17 protein-coding genes, 6 tRNA genes and 1 pseudogene are annotated in these 19,804 nt (G+C 62.7%); 18 read left to right on the top strand and 6 right to left on the bottom strand.

Annotation, left to right across the window (positions count from 1 at the left end):
• Positions 1-188: 188 nt before the first annotated feature.
• The 3 genes and pseudogenes from I6L48_RS13380 (at position 189) to I6L48_RS13385 (ending at position 2,047) form a co-directional block, all read left to right on the top strand.
• Positions 189-938, top strand: coding sequence for a tRNA-uridine aminocarboxypropyltransferase (locus I6L48_RS13380; protein ID WP_216987328.1), 750 nt, complete (start codon positions 189-191; stop codon positions 936-938).
• A 68-nt stretch (positions 939-1,006) separates the two neighbouring features.
• A pseudogene (locus I6L48_RS20810) lies at positions 1,007-1,136 on the top strand (DTW domain-containing protein); the annotation flags it as partial.
• 131 nt (positions 1,137-1,267) lie between these two features.
• Complete coding sequence (locus I6L48_RS13385) at positions 1,268-2,047, top strand: TSUP family transporter (protein ID WP_010674863.1); 780 nt, start codon at positions 1,268-1,270, stop codon at positions 2,045-2,047.
• Between the two features lie 52 nt (positions 2,048-2,099).
• On the opposite strand, the gene I6L48_RS13390 is transcribed toward I6L48_RS13385, so the two are convergent.
• Together I6L48_RS13390 and I6L48_RS13395 are read right to left on the bottom strand one after the other, a co-directional pair.
• The gene (locus tag I6L48_RS13390) at positions 2,100-3,032 is read right to left on the bottom strand and encodes a LysR family transcriptional regulator (RefSeq protein ID WP_216987329.1); all 933 of its coding nucleotides are present in this window, start codon (positions 3,030-3,032) and stop codon (positions 2,100-2,102) included.
• Between the two features lie 51 nt (positions 3,033-3,083).
• Complete coding sequence (locus I6L48_RS13395) at positions 3,084-4,001, bottom strand: DMT family transporter (RefSeq protein WP_041215090.1); 918 nt, start codon at positions 3,999-4,001, stop codon at positions 3,084-3,086.
• Positions 4,002-4,179: 178 nt separating this feature from the next.
• On the opposite strand from I6L48_RS13395, the gene I6L48_RS13400 reads away from it, so the two are divergent.
• The 12 genes from I6L48_RS13400 (at position 4,180) to yjjG (ending at position 11,297) form a co-directional block, all read left to right on the top strand.
• Positions 4,180-5,067 carry a helix-turn-helix domain-containing protein gene (locus I6L48_RS13400; RefSeq protein ID WP_134997012.1) on the top strand — a complete coding sequence of 296 codons (888 nt, stop codon included), beginning with the start codon at positions 4,180-4,182 and terminating at the stop codon, positions 5,065-5,067.
• A gap of 61 nt (positions 5,068-5,128) precedes the next feature.
• Positions 5,129-5,251, top strand: a complete 123-nt coding sequence (locus tag I6L48_RS20900) for a hypothetical protein (RefSeq protein ID WP_257692902.1) — start codon at positions 5,129-5,131, stop codon at positions 5,249-5,251.
• Between the two features lie 76 nt (positions 5,252-5,327).
• Entirely contained in the window at positions 5,328-6,962 is a 1,635-nt protein-coding gene (locus I6L48_RS13405; protein ID WP_039038583.1) for an ATP-dependent endonuclease, read from the top strand.
• A 106-nt stretch (positions 6,963-7,068) separates the two neighbouring features.
• The gene (locus I6L48_RS13410; RefSeq protein ID WP_216987330.1) at positions 7,069-7,788 is read left to right on the top strand and encodes a hypothetical protein; all 720 of its coding nucleotides are present in this window, start codon (positions 7,069-7,071) and stop codon (positions 7,786-7,788) included.
• Between the two features lie 224 nt (positions 7,789-8,012).
• A tRNA-Met gene (locus I6L48_RS13415) sits at positions 8,013-8,089 on the top strand.
• A gap of 96 nt (positions 8,090-8,185) precedes the next feature.
• Positions 8,186-8,262: transfer RNA gene (locus I6L48_RS13420), tRNA-Met, on the top strand.
• Positions 8,263-8,358: 96 nt separating this feature from the next.
• Positions 8,359-8,435: transfer RNA gene (locus tag I6L48_RS13425), tRNA-Met, on the top strand.
• A gap of 96 nt (positions 8,436-8,531) precedes the next feature.
• A tRNA-Met gene (locus tag I6L48_RS13430) sits at positions 8,532-8,608 on the top strand.
• A gap of 96 nt (positions 8,609-8,704) precedes the next feature.
• Positions 8,705-8,781, top strand: a tRNA-Met gene (locus I6L48_RS13435).
• A 96-nt stretch (positions 8,782-8,877) separates the two neighbouring features.
• A tRNA-Met gene (locus I6L48_RS13440) sits at positions 8,878-8,954 on the top strand.
• 144 nt (positions 8,955-9,098) lie between these two features.
• Positions 9,099-10,583 (top strand): leucyl aminopeptidase family protein, encoded by a 1,485-nt coding sequence (locus I6L48_RS13445; RefSeq protein ID WP_113070207.1) that lies wholly within the window; start codon positions 9,099-9,101, stop codon positions 10,581-10,583.
• Positions 10,584-10,616: 33 nt separating this feature from the next.
• Positions 10,617-11,297 carry a pyrimidine 5'-nucleotidase gene (yjjG, locus tag I6L48_RS13450; RefSeq protein WP_113070208.1) on the top strand — a complete coding sequence of 227 codons (681 nt, stop codon included), beginning with the start codon at positions 10,617-10,619 and terminating at the stop codon, positions 11,295-11,297.
• Between the two features lie 71 nt (positions 11,298-11,368).
• Here yjjG and I6L48_RS13455 read toward each other — a convergent pair whose 3' ends face one another.
• From I6L48_RS13455 to I6L48_RS13470, 4 genes are all read right to left on the bottom strand, one after another.
• Positions 11,369-12,625, bottom strand: a complete 1,257-nt coding sequence (locus I6L48_RS13455; protein WP_113070209.1) for an amidohydrolase — start codon at positions 12,623-12,625, stop codon at positions 11,369-11,371.
• A gap of 1,308 nt (positions 12,626-13,933) precedes the next feature.
• Positions 13,934-14,905 (bottom strand): 6-phosphofructokinase, encoded by a 972-nt coding sequence (pfkA, locus tag I6L48_RS13460; RefSeq protein WP_010674852.1) that lies wholly within the window; start codon positions 14,903-14,905, stop codon positions 13,934-13,936.
• A gap of 143 nt (positions 14,906-15,048) precedes the next feature.
• Complete coding sequence (tpiA, locus tag I6L48_RS13465) at positions 15,049-15,804, bottom strand: triose-phosphate isomerase (RefSeq protein ID WP_029314576.1); 756 nt, start codon at positions 15,802-15,804, stop codon at positions 15,049-15,051.
• A gap of 135 nt (positions 15,805-15,939) precedes the next feature.
• Complete coding sequence (locus I6L48_RS13470; protein ID WP_042017174.1) at positions 15,940-16,674, bottom strand: ElyC/SanA/YdcF family protein; 735 nt, start codon at positions 16,672-16,674, stop codon at positions 15,940-15,942.
• Positions 16,675-16,853: 179 nt separating this feature from the next.
• Between I6L48_RS13470 and cmoM the strand changes: the two genes are divergently transcribed.
• From cmoM to mukE, 3 genes are all read left to right on the top strand, one after another.
• Positions 16,854-17,630, top strand: coding sequence for a tRNA uridine 5-oxyacetic acid(34) methyltransferase CmoM (cmoM, locus tag I6L48_RS13475; RefSeq protein ID WP_113070210.1), 777 nt, complete (start codon positions 16,854-16,856; stop codon positions 17,628-17,630).
• A 114-nt stretch (positions 17,631-17,744) separates the two neighbouring features.
• On the top strand, positions 17,745-19,064 hold the full coding sequence (gene mukF, locus I6L48_RS13480) for a chromosome partition protein MukF (protein ID WP_042863922.1): 1,320 nt from the start codon (positions 17,745-17,747) through the stop codon (positions 19,062-19,064).
• Positions 19,045-19,782 (top strand): chromosome partition protein MukE, encoded by a 738-nt coding sequence (gene mukE, locus I6L48_RS13485; protein ID WP_029314572.1) that lies wholly within the window; start codon positions 19,045-19,047, stop codon positions 19,780-19,782. The genes mukF and mukE overlap by 20 nt, the downstream gene beginning before the upstream one ends.
• Positions 19,783-19,804 lie beyond the last annotated feature (22 nt).

Below are 19,804 nucleotides of genomic sequence, written 5' to 3' on the forward strand. Positions count from 1 at the left end.
TCGCCAGACCCGGTTGCAACGGATGGTGAGTAGGGGCCTCAGGGCCCCTTTTTTCATTGGGGCGAGGCGGGCAGAACGCGGGAGGGAAGGGGGCAGGGCGCCGCCTGGCAAGCCTTGCCGCCAGGAGGGCGCGCCGTTACAATCAGCCCCCTTTTGTCCCGCCACAGGCACCGTCAGAGCCGCGTTCCATGAAGCCCATCCCCGATCACGCCGTCAACCGCCTGCGCATCTGGCGCAAGAGCGTCTCGACCCGACCCTTTCTTGCCCGTGGCGGCAGCGTGCCACGCTGCGATGCCTGCCAGCTGCGCCACGACTGGTGTGCCTGCGACTGGCGCCCGGCGCTCAAGGCCGAGGCCGGTTTCTGCCTCATGATGTATGACAGCGAGCCCATGAAGCCCTCCAACACCGGGCGCCTCATCGCCGACGTGCTGCCGGACTCCACCTGGGCCTTTCTCTGGTCGCGTACCGAACCCCATCCCGAGCTGCTGGCCCTGCTGGCGGATCCCGCCTGGCAGCCCTACGTGGTCTTTCCCGCCTGCGAGAAAGCGCCCGACCGCCTGACCGGCGAGGTGGTACTGGCTCCCGGCAAGAAGCCGCTGTTCATCCTGCTGGACGGCACCTGGCCCGAGGCGCGCAAGATGTTCAACAAGAGTCCCTATCTGGACGGCTTCCCGGTACTCGCCATCAAGCCGGATGCGCTCTCTACCTACGGCATGCGTGTCGCCCACAGCGACGAGCACCTGTGCACCGCCGAGGTGGCCGCCTGCGTGCTGGAAGTGGCCGGGGAGCTGCGGGCGGGACAGGCGCTGCAGCTCTGGTTCAATCTCTTTAGCCGCCGCTACATGGCTGGCCGGGTGAGCCGTGCGCCCGGTGCGGATGAAGCGCCCCTGCTGGAGGGACTGGAGACCATCAAGGGCCAGAGCCGCGCTCTGGATTAATCCTCATCAGCAGCCGCTACACGGCTGGCCGGGTAAGCCGTGCGCCCGGTGCGGATGAAAGAGCCGCGCTCTGGATTAATCCTCATCAGCAGCCGCTACATGGCTGGCCGGGTGAGCCGTGCGCCCGGCGCTGATGAAGCGCCCCTGCTGGAGGGGCTGGCGGTTATCAAAGCACAGGTCCTCTCGCACGCTGATTGATGAAAATAGAGAATCAGTTGGCTGCCATTGTTTCGTTGGCTTCATGAGCCTGCCCTCGCTAGGATAGCGACCTGTTGACTCCTTCAGGCTCCAGGCCATGCCGGGCGCTGCCAATCACACGAGGTCTATGGATGGAACTGGAACTGCTCACCCTGGTCGCCCTGTTCGGGGTGGCCCTCATCGCCGGCTTTATCGATGCCATCGCCGGGGGCGGGGGGCTTTTGACGGTGCCGGCCCTGCTGGCCACCGGCATGCCGCCAGCCCTGGTGCTTGGCACCAACAAGTTGCAGAGCAGTTTCGGTTCCTTCTCCGCCACCTGGTTCTATGCTCGCAAGGGGCTCCTTGAGTGGGCCATCATCTGGCCAGCGGTCATCTGCACCTTCATCGGGGCGGCCATCGGCACCCTGGCGGTGCAGACCATCGATGCCGCCATCCTGGAGCGACTGCTCCCCTTCCTGCTGATGGCGTTTGCCTGCTACTTCTACTTCTCCCCCAGGGTGAGCGATGCGGAGAGCCAGCGTCGCCTCACTCCCATGGCGTTCGCCCTGCTGGTGGGCGGGGGGGTGGGCTTTTATGACGGCTTCTTCGGGCCGGGCACGGGGTCGTTTTTTGCCATCGGTTTCGTGGCCCTGGCGGGCTTTGGCATGGCGCGGGCCACCGCCCACACCAAGCTGCTCAACTTCACCTCCAACATCGCTTCCCTGCTCTTCTTCACCCTGGGGGGCAAGGTGGTGTGGAGCGTGGGGCTGTGCATGGCGCTGGGGCAGTTCATCGGGGCGCGCATGGGCTCCAAGCTGGTGCTCAAGAAAGGGGTGAAGCTCATCAAGCCGCTGCTGGTGACCGTCTCCCTGGTGATGTCCGCCAAGCTGGTGTGGAGCCAGTACCCCGAGCTCTTTGCCTGGCTGGGCTGAGCCGGTCCCCCCCATGACGAGGGCCCGATCGCAGATCGGGCCCTCTTGCGTTTCAGCCCAGTGCCGTCAGTTGCCGGAAATGGGCTTGCAGCGCCTGCACCAGGCGGGCAATGCGATCGCGCTTGAGGCTGTTTGGCCGATAGACCAGGTGGAGCGGGCGGCCCAGTCCCGGCAGGGGGCGTGCCTGTGTCCCCTGCTCACCCACCAGCGCCAGCAGGCCGGCGGGCAGGAGCACGGGGCCAATGCCTGCCTTGGCCAGCTCGATCAGCGCCAGGTAGGAATCGAGCTCCATGGCGGGGATAAGCCCGAGGGCGGCCAGGGGCTCGCGCAGATAGCGGTTGGAGGGGTTCTCCAGATCCATGGTCAGGATCTTGCGCACCTTGCCCTGCATCCCCTGACTCACGTCGCCTTCAGCCAGTTGCTTGCTGGTCACAGTTTCTGGCAAGGCGCTCTGGTGATCCGGCTGCGCCGCCTCATCCAGAGCGTCCCCCACCAGATAGAAGGGCTCCTCCAGCAGCCGTTCGGCACACAGCCCATGGCCCGGCGGCAGGCGGCCGGCGCAGATCCCGAGCAGGGCATCCCCGCCGCGCACCCGGGCCAGAATGACCGGGGTGTGGTGGGTAGAGAGGGCAATGTGGGGATCCCGTTCAAGGTAGGCGTGCATGAAGCGGGCGAGGTAGCCCGCCAGCAGGGTTTCGGAGCAGGCGATGGACAGAGGGGTCTGATCCGTGAGGATCTGGCTGTCCGCCAGCACCCCCTTCATTTCGGCGAGGCTCGGGGCTACCCGGGCGAGCAGCTCACGGGCCTGGGGAGTGAGGCGGATATGACGGCCATCCGGCTCGATGAGCTTCTTGCCAAGGCGCTGCTCCAGTTGGGCGATGCGCTTGCTGACCGCCGACTGACTGATATAGAGGCGGCTTGCAACCTTGGCCATGGTGCCCTCGCTTGCCAGCAGGCAGAGTGTCTCCAGCCCTTCCAGTAACATGCGTCCTCCCTCCTCGTGTGTTGGACGCGGTTACCTTAGGGGCTGGTGGCATCAGGGGCAAGTACCGTTTGCGGCCCTTGATAGCGGCCAGCGCCACGCCTTGACGGGGGGCGCGAAGATCACCAGGTTGCCGATGAGGCTCACCACCACGCCGACGATGGAGACCGTCTGCCAGACAAAGCCTTCATAGAAAGTGGAGAGGGTGAGGGCCACCAGGGGGAAGAGCACGGTGGCGTAGGCCGCCTTGCTGGCACCGATGCGCCCCACCAGGGTGAGGTAGGCGGTGAAGGCGATGACGGAGCCGAAGATGGCCAGATAGACCATGGCGGCGAGGTAGCGCGGGTCGGTGGGCAGGGTGAGTGACTGACCGAGTACCGTGACCCAGCCCAGCAGCAGCGCCACGCCGTAGACCATGCCCCAGGGTACCATCTGCAATACGTGATAGCCCTGGCGCTGTCCCCGGGCAGAGACCAGGTTGCCCAGGGAGAAGCAGAGGGTGCCGGCGCAGGCAAAGAGCAAGCCCTTCCAGCCGTTTGCACCCAGTTGCGCATCCGCCAGCACCGGCCAGAAGAGCAGCAGGGTGCCAAGCAGCCCCAGCAACGATCCTTGCAGCCAGCGCAGGCCCGGTCGTTTACCCTCGAACAGCCAGAGATTGAGGCCGTTGAAGATGCTGGCGCTGGCGAAAATCACCGCCGACAGACCGCTCGGGATATAGAGGGTTGCGTGGTAGAAACAGAGGAAGTTGGTGGAAAAGAGCAACGCGCCGAGCAGGGCAGCATAACGCTGGCCCGCCCAGGGCAGTCGCGGAAACTTGCCGCTCACCGTGAGCAGGGCGAACAGGGCCAGGGCCGCCAGGGCGAAACGATAGAGCACCGAGACCTCGATGGGGATGGGGCCGAGCTGCCAGGCGATGGCAATCCAGGTGCTGCCCCAGATGAGGACGGTGGAAACATAGAGCATCAGATTCATGGTGTGATCCCATCAAGAGAAGATGATGTGATCAGCATGAACCGGGAGGCGGGGCGCCGGCTTGCACCATCTTGCGGTTTTTTCAACGGAGGCGCAGCCTTTGACCATGAGGCGCGATAAGATGGCGACAGGAAAGGGGCGGCAAGTGCCAGAGAGGGACGCAAGCGTGCAGCATGCCATGCAGCAGACAAGACAGGCGGGGGTCTTTGATGCCCTGGTGAGCACCGGTGCCAGACTGGAGGACTCCTGCTGGCTGGAGCCCGGGCTCGGGGTGGCGAGCTGGTGCAACCGCTACGATCAGACCCGCTACCACAAGCCGGGCAACCACACCATCAGCGTCTACCTGCAGGGGGGCGAGCAGACCGAGCGGCTGGACGGCCCCGGTGGCCATGGCGGTGCGGGCAAGGTGTGCATCATGCCGGATCACCACAGATCCGAGTGGCTGGTGCGCGAGGAGTTTCGCTTCTTCCACCTCTACTTCACCCCCGCCCACTTCACCCGCATCGCCGAGCAGGCGTGTGACAAGGAGGGGCGTCATCTGCAACTGGAAGACAAGACCTTCATCGACGATCCCCAGGCGGCGGCCCTGGTGCAGGGGCAATTGATGAAGCTGGACTGGCAGCACGGCATCGATCGCATGGCGCTCTCCCACGGTGCCTGGATGCTGATGCTGCACGCCTATCGCCATCACACCCGCGAGGCCCCGGTGCTGCCGGAGGTGCGCGGCGGTCTGGCACCCGCCGTGGTTCGCCGGGTACAGGAGTATCTGCAGGCTCACCTGGCCGAGCCGGTCACCCTGGGAGAGCTCGCCCGGGAGGCGGGTCTGAGCGAATACCACTTCGCCCGGATGTTCGGGCAGAGCCTGGGCTGTCCGCCCCACCGCTACCTGCTCGGGCTGCGGCTCAAGCGGGCCAAGCAGTTGCTGGCGGGAAGCGAGCCTCTGGCCAGCATCGCCGCCCAGTGCGGCTTCTCCTCCCAGGCCCATTTTGGCAACCGCTTTCGGGAGGCGTTCGGCCTGAGCCCGGGCCAGTGGCGAGCCCAGTTGTCATTCTCCTGTCACAGATAGGCGGCAGATTGGTTGGCAACGAGGGGGAACCTCGTTCCTTCAACCTGCACAGGAGTTGCCCTTGAATCATCGCAAACGTCAGACCCGTACCCGCCACCTCTGGTTCAACCACTGGAATGCCCCCCTCTATCGCGTCACCCAGCCGACGCCGCCCGAACCGCTCGTTCCTCACAGTTCCCGCTGAAAACGCCGTAACCCGATAGGATTTTTCCGGCAACTTTGCCACTATTGCGCCATCAGGATGGACTGGATATGGCCGCATGTTTCTGGAACGCATTGAAGTCAAAGGTTTTCGCGGAATAAATCGCCTCTCCCTCGGGCTGGACAACACCACTGTGCTCATCGGCGAAAACGCCTGGGGCAAATCCAGCCTGCTGCGGGCCCTCTGGTGCCTGCTGGGGGATGCCGAGCCCTATCAATTTGGTCAGGATGATTTTCACCGGCCCGAAGATCCCGAGCTCGAACCCTCGCGCACGCTGCAACTGGTGCTCACCTTCAGCGAGTATCGTCCCCAGATGTGCCAGCACTCCCGCCGTCTGGCCCGCCTCGGGGCGGCCTGGATCCCCCACAAGGACAAGTTCCACCGGGTGCATTATCGTGCCAGTGCCGAGTTGCAGGACGATGGCAGCGTGCTCACCACCCACGACTTTCTCGACGGTATCGGCAAGAGCCTGGCCATCGACAACAATGAAGCGCTGGTGCGTCTGCTCATTACCATGAACCCGGTGTTCAGGCTGCGGGATGCCCGTACCGCCCGGGAGGGCATCGAGCGGCTGCCCTGGGGGGATCTGTGCGAGCAGCGGCTGGACGAGCTGGCCGGCAAGCTCACCGACGAGCCACAGCGCATCGGCGAGCCAGAACTCAAGGAGGCGCTGCAGGCGGTGCAGCAGTTGATGGAGCACTACTTCAGCGCCCTGGCGCCCATCAAGCACAAGCCTCGCAGCCAGCGGGATATCGTCAATCGCCCCATGACCCTGCGCAATCCCGGCAACCTGCAGGTGCTGCTGCGCAATGCGGACAACCGGGCGCTGCAACTGGCCATGGCGGGCATGGCAGCCATGCTGCTCCACGCCCGAGGCAACCGGGAGCTGGAGGAGGGGGCCAGACCCATATTGATGCTGGAAGACCCAGAGAGTCGCCTGCATCCCACCATGCTGGCCCTGGCCTGGGGTCTGCTGGAGCAGTTGCCCGGCCAGAAGCTGCTCACCACCAACTCGGGGGACCTGCTCTCCTCCTTGCCCCTCAATCAGGTGCGCCGTCTGGTGCGCCGCCAGCAGGACATCCTCTGCCATCAGTTGGGAGGGGAGCGCTACAGCAGCGACGATCTGCGCAAGATTGCCTTCCATGTGCGCATCAACAGGCCCATGTCGATGTTTGCCCGCTGCTGGCTGCTGGTGGAAGGGGAGACCGAGATCTGGCTGCTCTCGGAGCTGGCCCAGATCTGCGGCTACAGCCTGCGGGCAGAGGGGGTGCGCATCATCGAGTTCGCCCAGTGCGGCCAGGCTCCTCTCATCAAGGTGGCCCGGGACTTTGGCATAGAGTGGCACCTGCTCACCGACGGTGACGAGGCGGGTGCCAAGTATGCAAGCTCCGCCCGCTCCCTGCTCAAGGGGGAGCGCGAGCGGGATCGGCTGACCCAGTTGCCGGCGGCAGACATAGAGCACTACCTCTACCAGAACGGGTTCGAGGGGGTGTTCCGGCGCGAGGCGGGGGTCGGGGGGCGCTCCACCCTCAACGCCGGGCGCATCATCGCCAAGGCGATCCACCATCGCAGCAAGCCAGGCATGGCCCTGGCGGTGGTGGAGGAGGCGGAGCGCCTCGGCAGCGAGCACATTCCCCCTGTGCTCAAGCAGATGTTTGCCCGGGTGGTTGCCCTTGCCCGGGGACAAAGCTGACTGGCGACGTTGGGAAGACGGAGGGAGTTTGGATATACTCCCTGCCTCTTGTCCTTCCTTACCCTGTGATGGGTGCACCCGCACCCGGACTGCTGCCGGAGACCCTATGTTCGTCCAACTTCCTTTTTGGCTCTTTCCCCTGACCGGTCTGATGGCTCTGGGGGCCCTGATCGCTGTGGGGCTCGTCCTGTGGCGCGGTGATCTCTGCCCGGGCCAGCGCTCGCGGATCACTACCCAGCTCTTCTCGGTCTGGGTGATCACCGGGCTCTCTCTGATGCTGGCGGTGGAGGCCAAGGTTGCGGGCTGGCTCATCTGGAGCGGGGGGGCCGCCCTGGTGCTCGGTATCGTGATCTCCCTGCTTCAGTCTCGCCTGGAGGGCAAGCGCGCCATCCCCGCCACCCTGCTGTGGTTGCCCGCCATGCCGCTCGCCCTCTACGGGCTGGGTCTGATGCAGATCCAGGGCTGGCTCGGCGGCCTGCTGCAGATGGTGCTGCTGGGGTCGGCCTTTGCCCACCTGATGCTGCTGCGTGCCCGCCACCGCCTGCAAGCCTTCAATCTGCTGCTGCCCCTGGCGGGGCTCGTCTCCGCCATCCTGAGTCTTATCTGGCTGGCGGTGCTGGTGGGTTGGCAGGGGAGCAGCGCCGGGCTCGACCCGCTGATCCCCGGGGTAGTGACCCAGGCCGGCCTGCTGGTCGCAGCCCTGCTGCTCTGGTTCAGCCCCATCTACCGTCAGCAGGAGACGGCCCCCGTGGTGGTCTCCGTGACCCTGTGCGGCCTCATCATCGCCCAGATTGCGGCGACCAGCGTGTTGCACCAGCTGGTCTGATCCCGGCGCATCCTTCCGCCCGCACCTTGTCGTGCGGGCTTTTTTTATGGCAAAGAGGGGCAAGGCGGGGAGGGGCCTGAGGGGGAAGAGATCGCTAGCTGCCTGAAAAAACTGCGATTTGTTGCAAAAGAGCGCAGTATGTGACGGTTTAATCCCCGAATAAACTTTTTTTAGGATATTTACTTGCAATCTCAGCGTTGGCGCCTATTATGGGCGACCTCGGACGCGGGGTGGAGCAGCTCGGTAGCTCGTCGGGCTCATAACCCGAAGGTCGTCGGTTCAAATCCGGCCCCCGCAACCAACTATTTGTATCCATGGCAAGCGCATCGCGCTGCGGTGGAGACGAAGACAGCAAGAAGCAACTGCTCTGCTTTTTGTGGTGGCAATACAATTCGGACGCGGGGTGGAGCAGCTCGGTAGCTCGTCGGGCTCATAACCCGAAGGTCGTCGGTTCAAATCCGGCCCCCGCAACCAACCATTTGTGTCCATGGCAAGCGCATAGCGCTGCGGTGGGGACGAAGACAGCAAGAAGCAACTGCTCTGCTTTTTGTGGTGGCAATACAATTCGGACGCGGGGTGGAGCAGCTCGGTAGCTCGTCGGGCTCATAACCCGAAGGTCGTCGGTTCAAATCCGGCCCCCGCAACCAACTATTTGTATCCATGGCAAGCGCATAGCGCTGCGGTGGAGACGAAGACAGCAAGAAGCAACTGCTCTGCTTTTTGTGGTGGCAATACAATTCGGACGCGGGGTGGAGCAGCTCGGTAGCTCGTCGGGCTCATAACCCGAAGGTCGTCGGTTCAAATCCGGCCCCCGCAACCAATTATTTGTATCCATGGCAAGCGCATAGCGCTGCGGTGGAGACGAAGACAGCAAGAAGCAACTGCTCTGCTTTTTGTGGTGGCAATGCAATTCGGACGCGGGGTGGAGCAGCTCGGTAGCTCGTCGGGCTCATAACCCGAAGGTCGTCGGTTCAAATCCGGCCCCCGCAACCAACTATTTGTATCCATGGCAAGCGCATCGCGCTGCGGTGGAGACGAAGACAGCAAGAAGCAACTGCTCTGCTTTTTGTGGTGGCAATACAATTCGGACGCGGGGTGGAGCAGCTCGGTAGCTCGTCGGGCTCATAACCCGAAGGTCGTCGGTTCAAATCCGGCCCCCGCAACCAACTTCTGACTGCTTTTCTTCTGAATTACCTCTCTGATTACCTCCAGCATCTGTTGCTTGCACACAATAATGTGTGTTTTTCCGATCCCTCTCGCCATTTGTTCGGTATCATCCTGCTTTCTGTTCATGGATGAGGCCGCACCCTGTGATGACCCCTTTTAGCTATTCTTCTCCCCAAATCACGATGCAGAGCACCTCCCTCGCCGAAGTAATGGCAGGGCCGGCTGCCGTCAAACTCCTGCTCATTGCCGACTCAGCGCGCGATACCCTGCTGGCGACGCCTCCCTTTGCCGCCGTGGCAACCCAGATAGCCCTGGGTCAGAAGGCCCCCTATTCCCTCGACGACAGTCAGGGGCTGCAACGGGTGATCTTCATGGATGCCCGCCCGGCCCTGGATCATCGGCTCTACAAGCAGGTGCGCAGCTGGGTGGGCTCGCTGGCGGGCCTCAAGGCGACGCACCTGGCGCTCCATCTGGAGGGTTTTGACGATGAGCATCGCGCGCAACTGGCAAGGGTGGTGCTCGCCTGCCTGCTCGCCGCCGATGTGACCCTGCCGACCCAGAAACGGAGTGAGGCGACAAGACCGGGTTATCAGCAGTTGCAACTTTCCCCCCCTTGCGAGCTGGACATGGCCCGCCTGAGCGCAGAAACCGAAGGCAATGGTCTGGCTCGCCACCTGGCGGTGCTGCCAGCGTCCGAGCTCAATGCCCGTCATTACCGGGCCTATGCCCGGGAGCTGGCGCAGCAGGAGGGGTGGCAGTGGCAGGAGTTTGATGAGACGACCCTGGCACAGAAGGGGGCTGGCGCCTTCCTGGCGGTGGCCCGTGGTTCGGCGGACGGTCAGGCCGCCATCGTCAGGCTCAGTTACTGTCCGGCCAACCCGGTGCGCCGCGTTGCGCTGGTGGGCAAGGGGATCTGCCACGACTCCGGTGGCTACAACCTGAAAGTCGGTGGCAGCATGTATGGCATGCACCTGGACATGGGGGGCAGCGCGGTGGCCCTTGGCACGTTGTTGGCCATCAGCCGGGCGAAACTCCCCGTTGAGGTGCACTGCTGGCTCGCCATCGCCGAGAACCACATCGGCCCGCAGGCCTTCCGGCCCGGTGAGGTGGTGACCGCCCTCAACGGCACCACCATCGAAGTGGTGGACACCGACGCCGAGGGTCGCATGGTGCTGGCGGATGCCCTGACCCTGGCGGCCGGGGACAAACCCGACTTGCTGATCGACTATGCCACCCTGACCGGCGCCTGCAAACGGGCGCTCGGCAGCCGTTACAGCGGCGCCTTCACCAACCGCCCCGAGTGGCTCACCACTCTGATCGCGCTGGGACAGCAGAGCGGGGAGCGAGTCTGGCCCTTCCCCCTGGACGAGGATTACGATGACAACCTCGATAGCGAGTGGGCCGATCTGTTACAGTGCGCGCCGGGCGCCTCCCCGGATCACATCGATGCCGCCCGTTTTCTCACGCGCTTCGTGCCCGCCGAGCTTCCCTGGTTGCACCTCGACCTGAGTGGTTTTCGCAACAAGGGGGGCAATGGCGTGGTGGGCAGCGAGGTAACCGGCTTTGGTGTCAGGTGGACCCTGACCCTGCTAGACAGCCCTCTGGGGATGGGTGCGCCCGACGCATGACAACGTGGCCAAGCACAATCAATAAGGACAAGCGTGAAACAAGCAAGCTATGACTGGGTGCTGTTCGATCTGGACGAAACCCTGCTCGATTTTCCGGTCGCCAGGGCGCTGGAGCGGACCCTGCAGATCTACGGCGTGGCGCCGACTCCCCCCAAGATGGCGGAGTACCATGCCCTCAACCAGCGGCTCTGGCAGCAGTACAACTCAGGGGAGATTGACGCCACCCACCTGCAGCAGACCCGTTTTTCGCTCTTTGCCGAGCAGGTCAACGTGGCGCCCATGGCGATGAACGAGACCTTCCTGCAGCAGATCATCGCCCTGAGCGTGCCGCTGGAGGGGGTGGAGGAGACCCTCCAGGCCCTGAAGAGCAAGGTCAGAATGGGGATCATCACCAACGGCTTCAGCCTGCCCCAGCGCGGGCGCCTCGACAAACTGGGCTGGAACAGCTGGTTTGAGCCTCTCGTTATCTCTGACGAGGTGCAGGTGACCAAGCCGGCGGCGGCCATCTTCCAGCATGCCCTGGCGCAGATGGGTCAGCCGAGCCCGGCGCGGGTGTTGATGGTGGGGGACAATCCCAAGACCGACATCACCGGTGCCGCCGCCCAGGGGCTTGCCACCTGCTGGTACAACCCGGGACGGGAGACAGGTCCGTGCGAGGCGACCCACGAGATCCACCACTTCGCCCATCTCTGCGCGATCGTGCTGGGAGAGTAGGTCCCCTATGCCCGCAAGGGTGTAAAAAAACAAGGCAGCCCATGGGCTGCCTTGTTTGCATCCGGCGTCTGCTAGCGGCCGAGGCGGGCGAGCAACCAGGCCTCCAGCAAGGCCACTCCGGGGGCCAGCACGGCTTCGTCGAAGTCGAACTCCGGATGATGGTGGGGGGCCGCGAGGTTGGCTCCCAGGATGAGATAGGCGGCCTCGCCGCCGTGCTGCTGTACCCGCTCGATGAGGAAACCGGCATCCTCGCTGGCCCCGAAGCGGCGGGTGTGGATGGTATCAAGGGAATTCCCCTCTGCGAGAGGCACGATTTCCTCGATGAGGGCTGGGCTGTTCTCGATGCCGATCGCTTCCCCCTGTTTGCGAATGTGGTAGGTCGCGCCCTGCATCAGGGCCGCCCCCTCCACAATCTGCTGCACCTGATTGAACATGTAGTCGTTGAGGGCCGGCGTCGCGCCACGGGTCTCCCCCATCAGGCGGGCATGGCCCGGGATGACGTTGCGTCCACTGCCGCCGTTGAGCTGCCCCACGTTGATGCGGGTCATGCCGTCCCGATGGCGGGGAATGCCGAGCATGGCGGTGGTGGCCATGCAGGCCGCTGCCAGGGCATTGTGGCCCGCGTTGGGCTCGAGCCCCGCATGGGCGGCTTGCCCCATGAACTCCACGTCGAATTTGGTTGAACAGAGAAACTCGGTGGGGTTGACCACCAGCTCACCACTGCTCGCGTGAATGCCGATGTGCAGTGCCAGCAGGGCGTCCACGTCGTCGAGCTGCCCCCCTGCCGCCAGCGCCTTGCCGCCTCGGCAGCCCTCTTCAGCCGGCTGGAAGAAGAGCTTGATGCGGCCAGTGAGGCGATCGGCGAGGGCCGCGATCCGCTCGGCCAGCACCAGCCCGATGGCGGTGTGACCATCGTGGGCACAGGCGTGCATCCAGCCCGGGTTGGCGGAGTGCCAGCCTCCCTGGCCGGGCAGGTGTGACGCCTCCTGGCTCTCTTCGACCTCCACCGCATCGATATCGAAGCGAAACGCCAGGGTGGGGCCGGGGCGCCCGCTCTCCCAGAGTCCCATCACGCCGGTGAGTGCGTCGATCCGCGTCAGCCACTCCGGATGCGCCCCCTGTTGCAGGGCACGGGCCTTCTGGGCCTCGACGTCTATTTCCCGTCCCATGATGAGGGTGCTGGCGAGCAGTTGATCCCCCAGCATGATGGAGAAACCGAGTTCACTGAGGTGTTGGGCGATGAGGGTGGTGGTGCGAAATTCACACCAGGCGGCTTCGGGGTGACGATGAAGGTCGCGGCGCCAGTGGCGCAAGGCATCCTGAGTCATGGTGGTTCCTGCGTGGCAAATCCAGCGGCCATTGTGACGGGCAGGGGGGCAAGAGTAAATCCCGCAGGGGGAGATGCGACAAGGGGAGCCTGGGCTCCCCTTGAAAGATGGCATGGATGTCGACGAGGTCGTTTTGTGTGCGCAGATCGCACTCAATGATGGCTTGGCATCATCCTTTGCCAGAGCGCGTCAAAAATCCACGTTGCAGTCTGTTTTTTGAACCACCCCTCTGATGCAGAGGTGGCAGATGGCTGATTGACCGACTTAGAGCTGTGCCAGCGACGGCATGGAGACGGCAACCAGAGTGAAAAACACGGTGAAAACGGCGGTAACTACGAACTCTTTCATGATTTTATCTCCCTTGGTTGGCTCATGATGGAACCAAGATACCACAACAGAACGATAAAACAACGAAAAATGTAATTATGAGGCAAAAATGGTTTGGTGGTGAAATATGGCCGCATTTTCCCAAGTTTAAGGGCGTTTTTTGTCCTGAGAAGGGTTTTATGGTGATGTCAGTGAAAGTGGATGCATATAAAGTATTTAAATACATTGAGTTACGTTGTTCTTGTGACTCTTTCCTTTGTGGTTCCGATTGGGGTCTTTGTGGTGTTCTCCATTTTTCGGCAGCAAAATGGCCTGCGGGATGTGCCAATTGATGTCGTCATAGGGAAGTTGGTGGCCGATAGCCAGGTTTTGTCATCCCATGTCATGTTTTCTCACGACTTGTGCCCTAACCTCAGTCTGCAAGGCTGTTGCCAGCCAGGGTTATCCGATGAAGCCTCAATTTTCTGCTCATCCCAAACAGGATGGGAGCAAAAAGAGTACGAAAAAACGACAAAACGGCCGTCAAAGGAGCATGGAAGGAAAGGGGGGAAGGCGGGAAAATGGGGGGGCGATCTTCATGGGGCCTTGGGTGGCCGGAAGCCCCGTTTTTCGCTGTTTTCTTGGGGGGACGAGCCACTGGGCCCGCGCGCAGGGGAAGCGGGCGATATCGTCGGCCCACCCGGGTGGCTATATGGCGCCAGTGTGATGGGATGAAGGGCGGGGGAGGCCTGGCGCAGGGCCGTGGCTCTGCGGTACCAAGGCCTTTATCCAGACCCGTCGCGAACAAGGTGAGCAAGCAGAAAAGCGGGGGAAAGAAGTAAAGGAGAAGGTCGTGGGGTCAGAGGCTCAGGGCCGCCGGGCAAGGGGTAAGACATGGCGACAGTGGCCGGTGGATAGTCGGGCCCCCGCAGGGGGAGGAGGGGGTGAGGAGCCCGCATAAAAAAACCCTCCAGAGGAGGGTTTTTTGTCAGACCACAGCCCTTAGAACAGGGTGGTGGAGAGATCGTACAGCTCCTGGTTGAACGGGCGCTTCAGGTTCTCGATGCAGTCGATGATGTCGTGGTGCACCATCTCGTTGCCCTGAATGCCGACGCAGCGGCCACCCTGGCCCGCCAGCAGTTGCTCGACGGCGAAGGCACCCATGCGGCTGGACATGATACGGTCACGGGCAGTGGGAGAACCGCCACGCTGGATGTGACCCAGGATGGTGGCGCGGGTTTCGCGGCCGGTCATGGCCTCGATGTCTTTCGCCAGGGCGTTGACGTCGGTGACGTGCTCGCAGATGGTGATGATGGCGTGCTTCTTGCCCTTGGCTTCCCCTTCCTTGATCTGTTGCAGCAGCTTCTCCTTGTCGAAGGCCACTTCCGGCACGATCACGTACTCGGCACCACCGGCAACGGCGGCAGACATGGCCAGATCGCCGCAGTGGCGGCCCATGATCTCGACCACGGAGATGCGGTGGTGGGAGCTGCAGGTATCGCGCAGGCGGTCGATGGCGTCCACGACCACGTTCAGGGCGGTGTCAAAGCCGATGGTGAAGTCGGTACCGGCGATGTCGTTGTCGATGGTGCCCGGCAGGCCGATGCAGGGGAAGCCCTCTTCGGTCAGCTTCTTGGCACCCATGTAGGAGCCGTCACCGCCGATGACCACCAGGGCGTCGATGCCGTGTTTCTTCAGGTTTTCGACCGCTTCGGCACGGACTTTCGGATCCTTGAAGGCGGGGAAACGGGCGGAGCCCAGGAAAGTACCGCCACGGTTCACGACGTCGGAGACGCTGTGACGCTCGAGCTTGACGATACGGTCCTGGTGCAGACCGAGGTAGCCATCATAGATGCCGTAAACTTCCAGGCCATGATGCAGACCGGCGCGCACCACGGCGCGGATGGCTGCGTTCATACCCGGTGCGTCACCACCACTGGTCAAAACACCAATACGTTTGATTTGTTTGGTCATGAGTGCCTCTGGATCTGAGTTGTCGAAAATCAAGATTCTGAAAAATTCGGCTGGCCGCTTTTACTATATCGGCTTTCCTATGGCGAGAGGGTCCATAGGAAAGCGATATGCAAAGAGGGGCGGGGCCCCTCTTTGCTTGGCGCTTACTTGGCGGCGCCAGCGATGATCTGGGAGAAGTCGTCCACTTTCAGGGACGCGCCACCCACCAGGCCACCGTCGATGTCCGGCTGGCCGAACAGGTCGGCAGCGGTGGCGCCAGTCACGGAGCCGCCGTACAGGATCTGTACCTTGGCAGCCACGGCTGCATCAAAACCGGCCAGGTATTGACGGATGTGAGCATGCACGGATTGTGCGATCTCCGGGGTGGCGGTCTTGCCGGTACCGATGGCCCATACCGGCTCGTAAGCGATGACGGCGTTCTCGAAGGAGGCGATGCCGCAGCGATCGATCACGGCCTTGAGCTGGGTCTCGACCACCTGGTTGGTGGTACCGGCTTCGAACTGGGCCAGGGTTTCACCGATGCACAGCACGGGGATCAGGCCGCCCTTCTGGATGGCTTCGTACTTGGCAGCCACCACGTCGTCGGTCTCTGCGTGCAGGGTACGACGCTCGCTGTGGCCGACCAGGGAGTAGGTGCAGCCGAAGGCTTTGAGCATGGAGGGGGCGTTTTCGCCGGTGAAGGCGCCGGACTCGTGAACGTCGGCGTTCTGGGCACCGTAGGCGATCTTGCTGCCAGCGGTCAGCTGTTCAACCAGACCCAAAAAGATAACCGGCGGGCAGACGGCCACTTGCACGGAAGGATGAGCGGCAGCGGCCGGGGTCAGTCCTTTGATCAGGGCTTCTACAGAAGCCTTGGTGCCGTTCAGTTTCCAGTTACCCATTACCAGGTGCTGTCTCATCTTCTATATCTCCTAGGCATTTGATTGCGCAACATTATATGAATTGAACCGAGCCCAAGATAGCTGACCCGGCGGCAAATGACGTAATTTTTTTTCGCTTTCCTGATCCAAATCAGGAATGCAAGGCGCGATTGCTCACTCGGTGACCTGCCCACGCAAACGGGCCCACCATACCCCAATCCACTCGTGAATGGCAGCCTCGGAATACATCAGATAACGCCCTTTGGGGAGGTAGCTGTAGAGGGGTTGCGGCTCCTGACTCTGCTTGGCGGTGTAATCGGTGGGAGCCGGCACCGCATCGAGTCCCTGACTGCGATAGAGGGCCATGGCCCGGGGCAGGTGGGTGGCCGAACTCACCAGCGCCACCCGCTTGCCGTTGAGGTGGGCGGCGATGCTGACCGCCTCGTCATGGGTGTCTTTGTTGTTTTCAAACAACGTCATGCGCGCACGCGGGATGCCAAGGCTTGCCGCCATGCGGGCGTTGACCTCGGCGTTCGACAGGGGATCCCCGGCCACGGCACCGGAGAAGACCAGCTCGGCCTCTGGATAGGCCAGGGCCAGGCGAACCCCTTCCAGGGTGCGCGCCAGGGAGATGTTGTTTTGCCAGGCGCGCTCTGGGATGGCCGGATCGCTCACATGACCGTTGCCCAGCACGACGATGGCCTGGATGTCAGGATGCTGGCTCACCTCGAAGGGGGGATAGGTCTGCTCCAGGCTGCGGGCCAGCTCGTAGCTCACCGGCCGCGTCCCCATCAGGGCAATGATCACCAAGGAGAGGGTCGCCAGCAGCCTGCCGCTTTTTTGAAAGCGGGTGAACCAGAGCAGCACGAGCGCCAGCACCAACAAGGAGAGAGAGAAGGGGAGCGGCATCAGCAGATGGCCCAGCCATTTCTTGATGACAAAGAAGTTGAGCTCGAACACGACAGACACGTCCTTGAGTTTTCAGCAAATTCGGGATGTGACAGAATACCCCTCTTTTTTCCTGTGGCCCAATCCTGTGTGGTTCCTCCTGCGGCCCTCATGGCGGGGCGGTCGAAGATGAGTGTGTCTTGAAGCAAGATCAGAGTTTTGACGGGCGCGCGGACAAGTTCGCTCGCAACATTTACGACTCCACCAAGGGGCGCATTCGCACCACCATTGTCTGGAGTGACATCGAAGCCTGCCTGGCGCGTCTGGGCAACCGGCCGCTGCGCATCCTGGATGCCGGCGGCGGCTTTGGCTACTTCGCCCAGAAACTGGCGGCCATGGGCCATCAGGTGGAGCTGTGTGATTTGTCGGCAGAAATGCTGGATCTGGCCCGGGAGCAGATCGCCCAGAAGGGGTTGGAAGACAGAATTCGTCTCATCCATTGCCCCATTCAGGATCTCAAGCACCAGGTGACCGGCACCTTCGATCTGGTGCTCTGTCACGCGGTACTGGAGTGGCTCGCCGAGCCGCGCCAGACCTTGCTGGGTCTGTTCCCTTTCGTCAAGGCTGGGGGCATACTGTCGCTGCTTTTTTACAATCGTCACGGCCTCCTGTTCCAGAGCCTGGTGGTGGGTAATTTCGACTATGTGCGCCTGGGCCTTCGCAAGAAACGCCAGACAGCCCTGACTCCCACCAACCCTCAGTTGCCGGAGCAGGTCTATGACTGGATAGGCCGGGGGGGATTGCGGATCATCGGCAAGACCGGGGTGCGCGTCATCCACGACTACATGCGCCACAAGCAGGATCAGGTCGAGAAGTTCGAGGACCTGCTGGCCATGGAGCAGCAATATTGCCGCCTGGAGCCCTTTGTTTCCCTGGGGCGCTACATCCATGTGATGGCCCAGAAACCGGCCGGTTGAGACACACCGGCGTGAATACGATGCGGGATCCAGCCGCCGGGGCGCCACCGACCCCGGCCTATATCACCACGGCGGGCGAAGACCTGCCGACTATAACAACGAGATGATAACGTCATGATGAGTACATCCCGTACCCTGCCAGAGACGGTGGGATGGGTCAGACAGGAGGGGTTGGCGCTGAACCTCCCCACCGACAGGCTGGCCTTTCTGATAGCGATCAAGACGCTCTCCGAGGACGAGTCTGATCTCTCGGAGGCCGCGCTGCACGATGCCTTTGGCTATGTCAGCAGTGCCTTCGGCCAGATGGACGAGACCCTCACCGGTCGCGCCAACAACGCCATCAACGATCTCATTCGCCAGCAACTGCTGTCGCGTTTCACCACCGACATGGTGGCGGGGGAGAGCCTCTACCGCCTGTCGCGCCTTGGCATGAGCATCGTCGATTTCTTCATGGATCAGCGCCAGGTGGACTCCATCAAGCTCTCCATCCTGCTCGAGCACCTGGCGGCCGAGCTCGACACCGCCCGCAAGGCGGCGCTCGAGACCAACACCCGGGAGCAGTGGGACGCCGAGGTGCTGCCGCGCCTCTCCTTCTCCCTGGAAGAGACGCTCGGGCGCATCGATCTCACCCAGCGCGCCATGGACGAGCAGCAAAACCAGGTCAAGAGCGAGATCGCGGCCCTGCTGACCCAGAACTGGGTCGATGCCATCCACAGCTGCGAGAAGCTCCTGCACGAGACCGGCCAGACCCTGCGCGAGTTGCAGGACACCCTGGACGCCGCCGGCCACCGCCTGCAGGCGGGGCTGCTCAACATTCAGGAAGCGGCCCAGGGGCGTGAGGATCTGTTCCACGTCGAGGAGCTGACCCACGCCCTGCAAGGGCGTCTGGACGTCATCACCGCCTGGGGCCAGCAGTGCATCGAGCTCTGGTCCCGTTATGACAGGCACGTCCACAAGTTCATCCGCAACGCCATCGACATGGACAAGAACCGCGCCTTCAGCCAGCGGCTGCGGGAATCCATCCGCAACTTCGAGCAGCACAGCTGGTTGTTGCGGGTGGCCGAAGAGCCCCGTTTGCTGGAGCTGCGGGATGAAACCATCGCCATCCACGACGAGGAGGTGACCGGCGAGGTGCCCCTCGAGATGGAGTATGTGGAGATGGTGGACATCAACCAGGAGCTGGCGGAGCGCATCGAGCGCTACCTGGCCCGCTACCCGGAGCAGGGAGATCGGCTGGATCTTGCCGACGTGCTGCGGGAATACCTGCTGGACTACCCGGCCCATGCCCACTTCGACGTGGCGCGCCTCCTGATCGATCAGGCCGTGCGTCTCGGCCATGCCAGCGGTGAGCGCGAGCACCACCGCCAACCCGCATGGAAACCCATCAACCAAGCTGGATCCAAGGTTCAGGCCTATGTCATCGATCAATACTGAATTCCCCTTGCCCCTGCGTCTCGCAGAGGCCATCGCCAACCCCTTGTTTCCGCGCATCGACACCGCCCTGCGCTCCGGTCGCCACATCAGTGCCGACGAATTCGAGCAGCACTCGGCCCTGGTGGAGTACCACCAGGAGCTGGAGATCTTCTACGGTCGCTATCAGGTGGAACTCATCAAGGCGCCGGAAGGCTTCTTCTACCTGCGTCCGCGCCCGAGCGCCGACATCGGTACAACAGTGTTATCTGAGCTCGACATGCTGGTGGGCAAGGTGCTCTGCTACCTGTTCCTGAGCCCGGACAGGCTCGCCTCTGAAGGGGTGTTCGCCATGGGCGAGCTGCAAGAAGAGGTGCTGAGTCTGGCGGACGAGAAGCAACTGCTGCGCATGGTCAATAGCCGCTCCGGCGGCACGGATCTGGACAAGAAGAAACTCCTCGAGAAGATCCGCACCTCCATGCGTCGCCTCAAGCGCCTCGGGATGATCACCCCCCTTGGCAACAGCGACAAATTCCGGGTCAACGAATCCGTGTTCCGTTTCGCCGCCGATGTGCGCTCCGACGAAGATCCCCGCGCGGTGCAACTGCGGATGATCCAGGAAGGGGAGGCCATTTTCCACGACGACGAGATGCCGAGCAGCGATTCCCTGTTCGAGGATATCGAAGAGGATCTGGACGAGGAGCAGCTGGAGCTGGAGGTGGAAGATGATCTGCAACGTTAATGTGCCGGCACTGATGGTGTCT

Source organism: Aeromonas sp. FDAARGOS 1418 (assembly GCF_019048585.1).
Lineage (GTDB): Bacteria > Pseudomonadota > Gammaproteobacteria > Enterobacterales > Aeromonadaceae > Aeromonas > Aeromonas caviae.

Bases quoted from the DNA above. Each gene is read 5' to 3' on its own strand.
- pfkA (WP_010674852.1), bottom strand. From the start codon at position 14,905: ATGACCAAACAAATCAAACGTATTGGTGTTTTGACCAGTGGTGGTGAC.
- I6L48_RS13385 (WP_010674863.1), top strand. From the start codon at position 1,268: ATGGAACTGGAACTGCTCACCCTGGTCGCCCTGTTCGGGGTGGCCCTC.
- I6L48_RS13380 (WP_216987328.1), top strand. From the start codon at position 189: ATGAAGCCCATCCCCGATCACGCCGTCAACCGCCTGCGCATCTGGCGC.
- mukE (WP_029314572.1), top strand. From the start codon at position 19,045: ATGTCATCGATCAATACTGAATTCCCCTTGCCCCTGCGTCTCGCAGAG.
- I6L48_RS13405 (WP_039038583.1), top strand. From the start codon at position 5,328: ATGTTTCTGGAACGCATTGAAGTCAAAGGTTTTCGCGGAATAAATCGC.
- I6L48_RS13470 (WP_042017174.1), bottom strand. From the start codon at position 16,674: ATGCCGCTCCCCTTCTCTCTCTCCTTGTTGGTGCTGGCGCTCGTGCTG.
- tpiA (WP_029314576.1), bottom strand. From the start codon at position 15,804: ATGAGACAGCACCTGGTAATGGGTAACTGGAAACTGAACGGCACCAAG.
- I6L48_RS13395 (WP_041215090.1), bottom strand. From the start codon at position 4,001: ATGAATCTGATGCTCTATGTTTCCACCGTCCTCATCTGGGGCAGCACC.
- I6L48_RS13410 (WP_216987330.1), top strand. From the start codon at position 7,069: ATGTTCGTCCAACTTCCTTTTTGGCTCTTTCCCCTGACCGGTCTGATG.
- I6L48_RS13400 (WP_134997012.1), top strand. From the start codon at position 4,180: ATGCAGCAGACAAGACAGGCGGGGGTCTTTGATGCCCTGGTGAGCACC.
- I6L48_RS13390 (WP_216987329.1), bottom strand. From the start codon at position 3,032: ATGTTACTGGAAGGGCTGGAGACACTCTGCCTGCTGGCAAGCGAGGGC.
- I6L48_RS13455 (WP_113070209.1), bottom strand. From the start codon at position 12,625: ATGACTCAGGATGCCTTGCGCCACTGGCGCCGCGACCTTCATCGTCAC.
- mukF (WP_042863922.1), top strand. From the start codon at position 17,745: ATGATGAGTACATCCCGTACCCTGCCAGAGACGGTGGGATGGGTCAGA.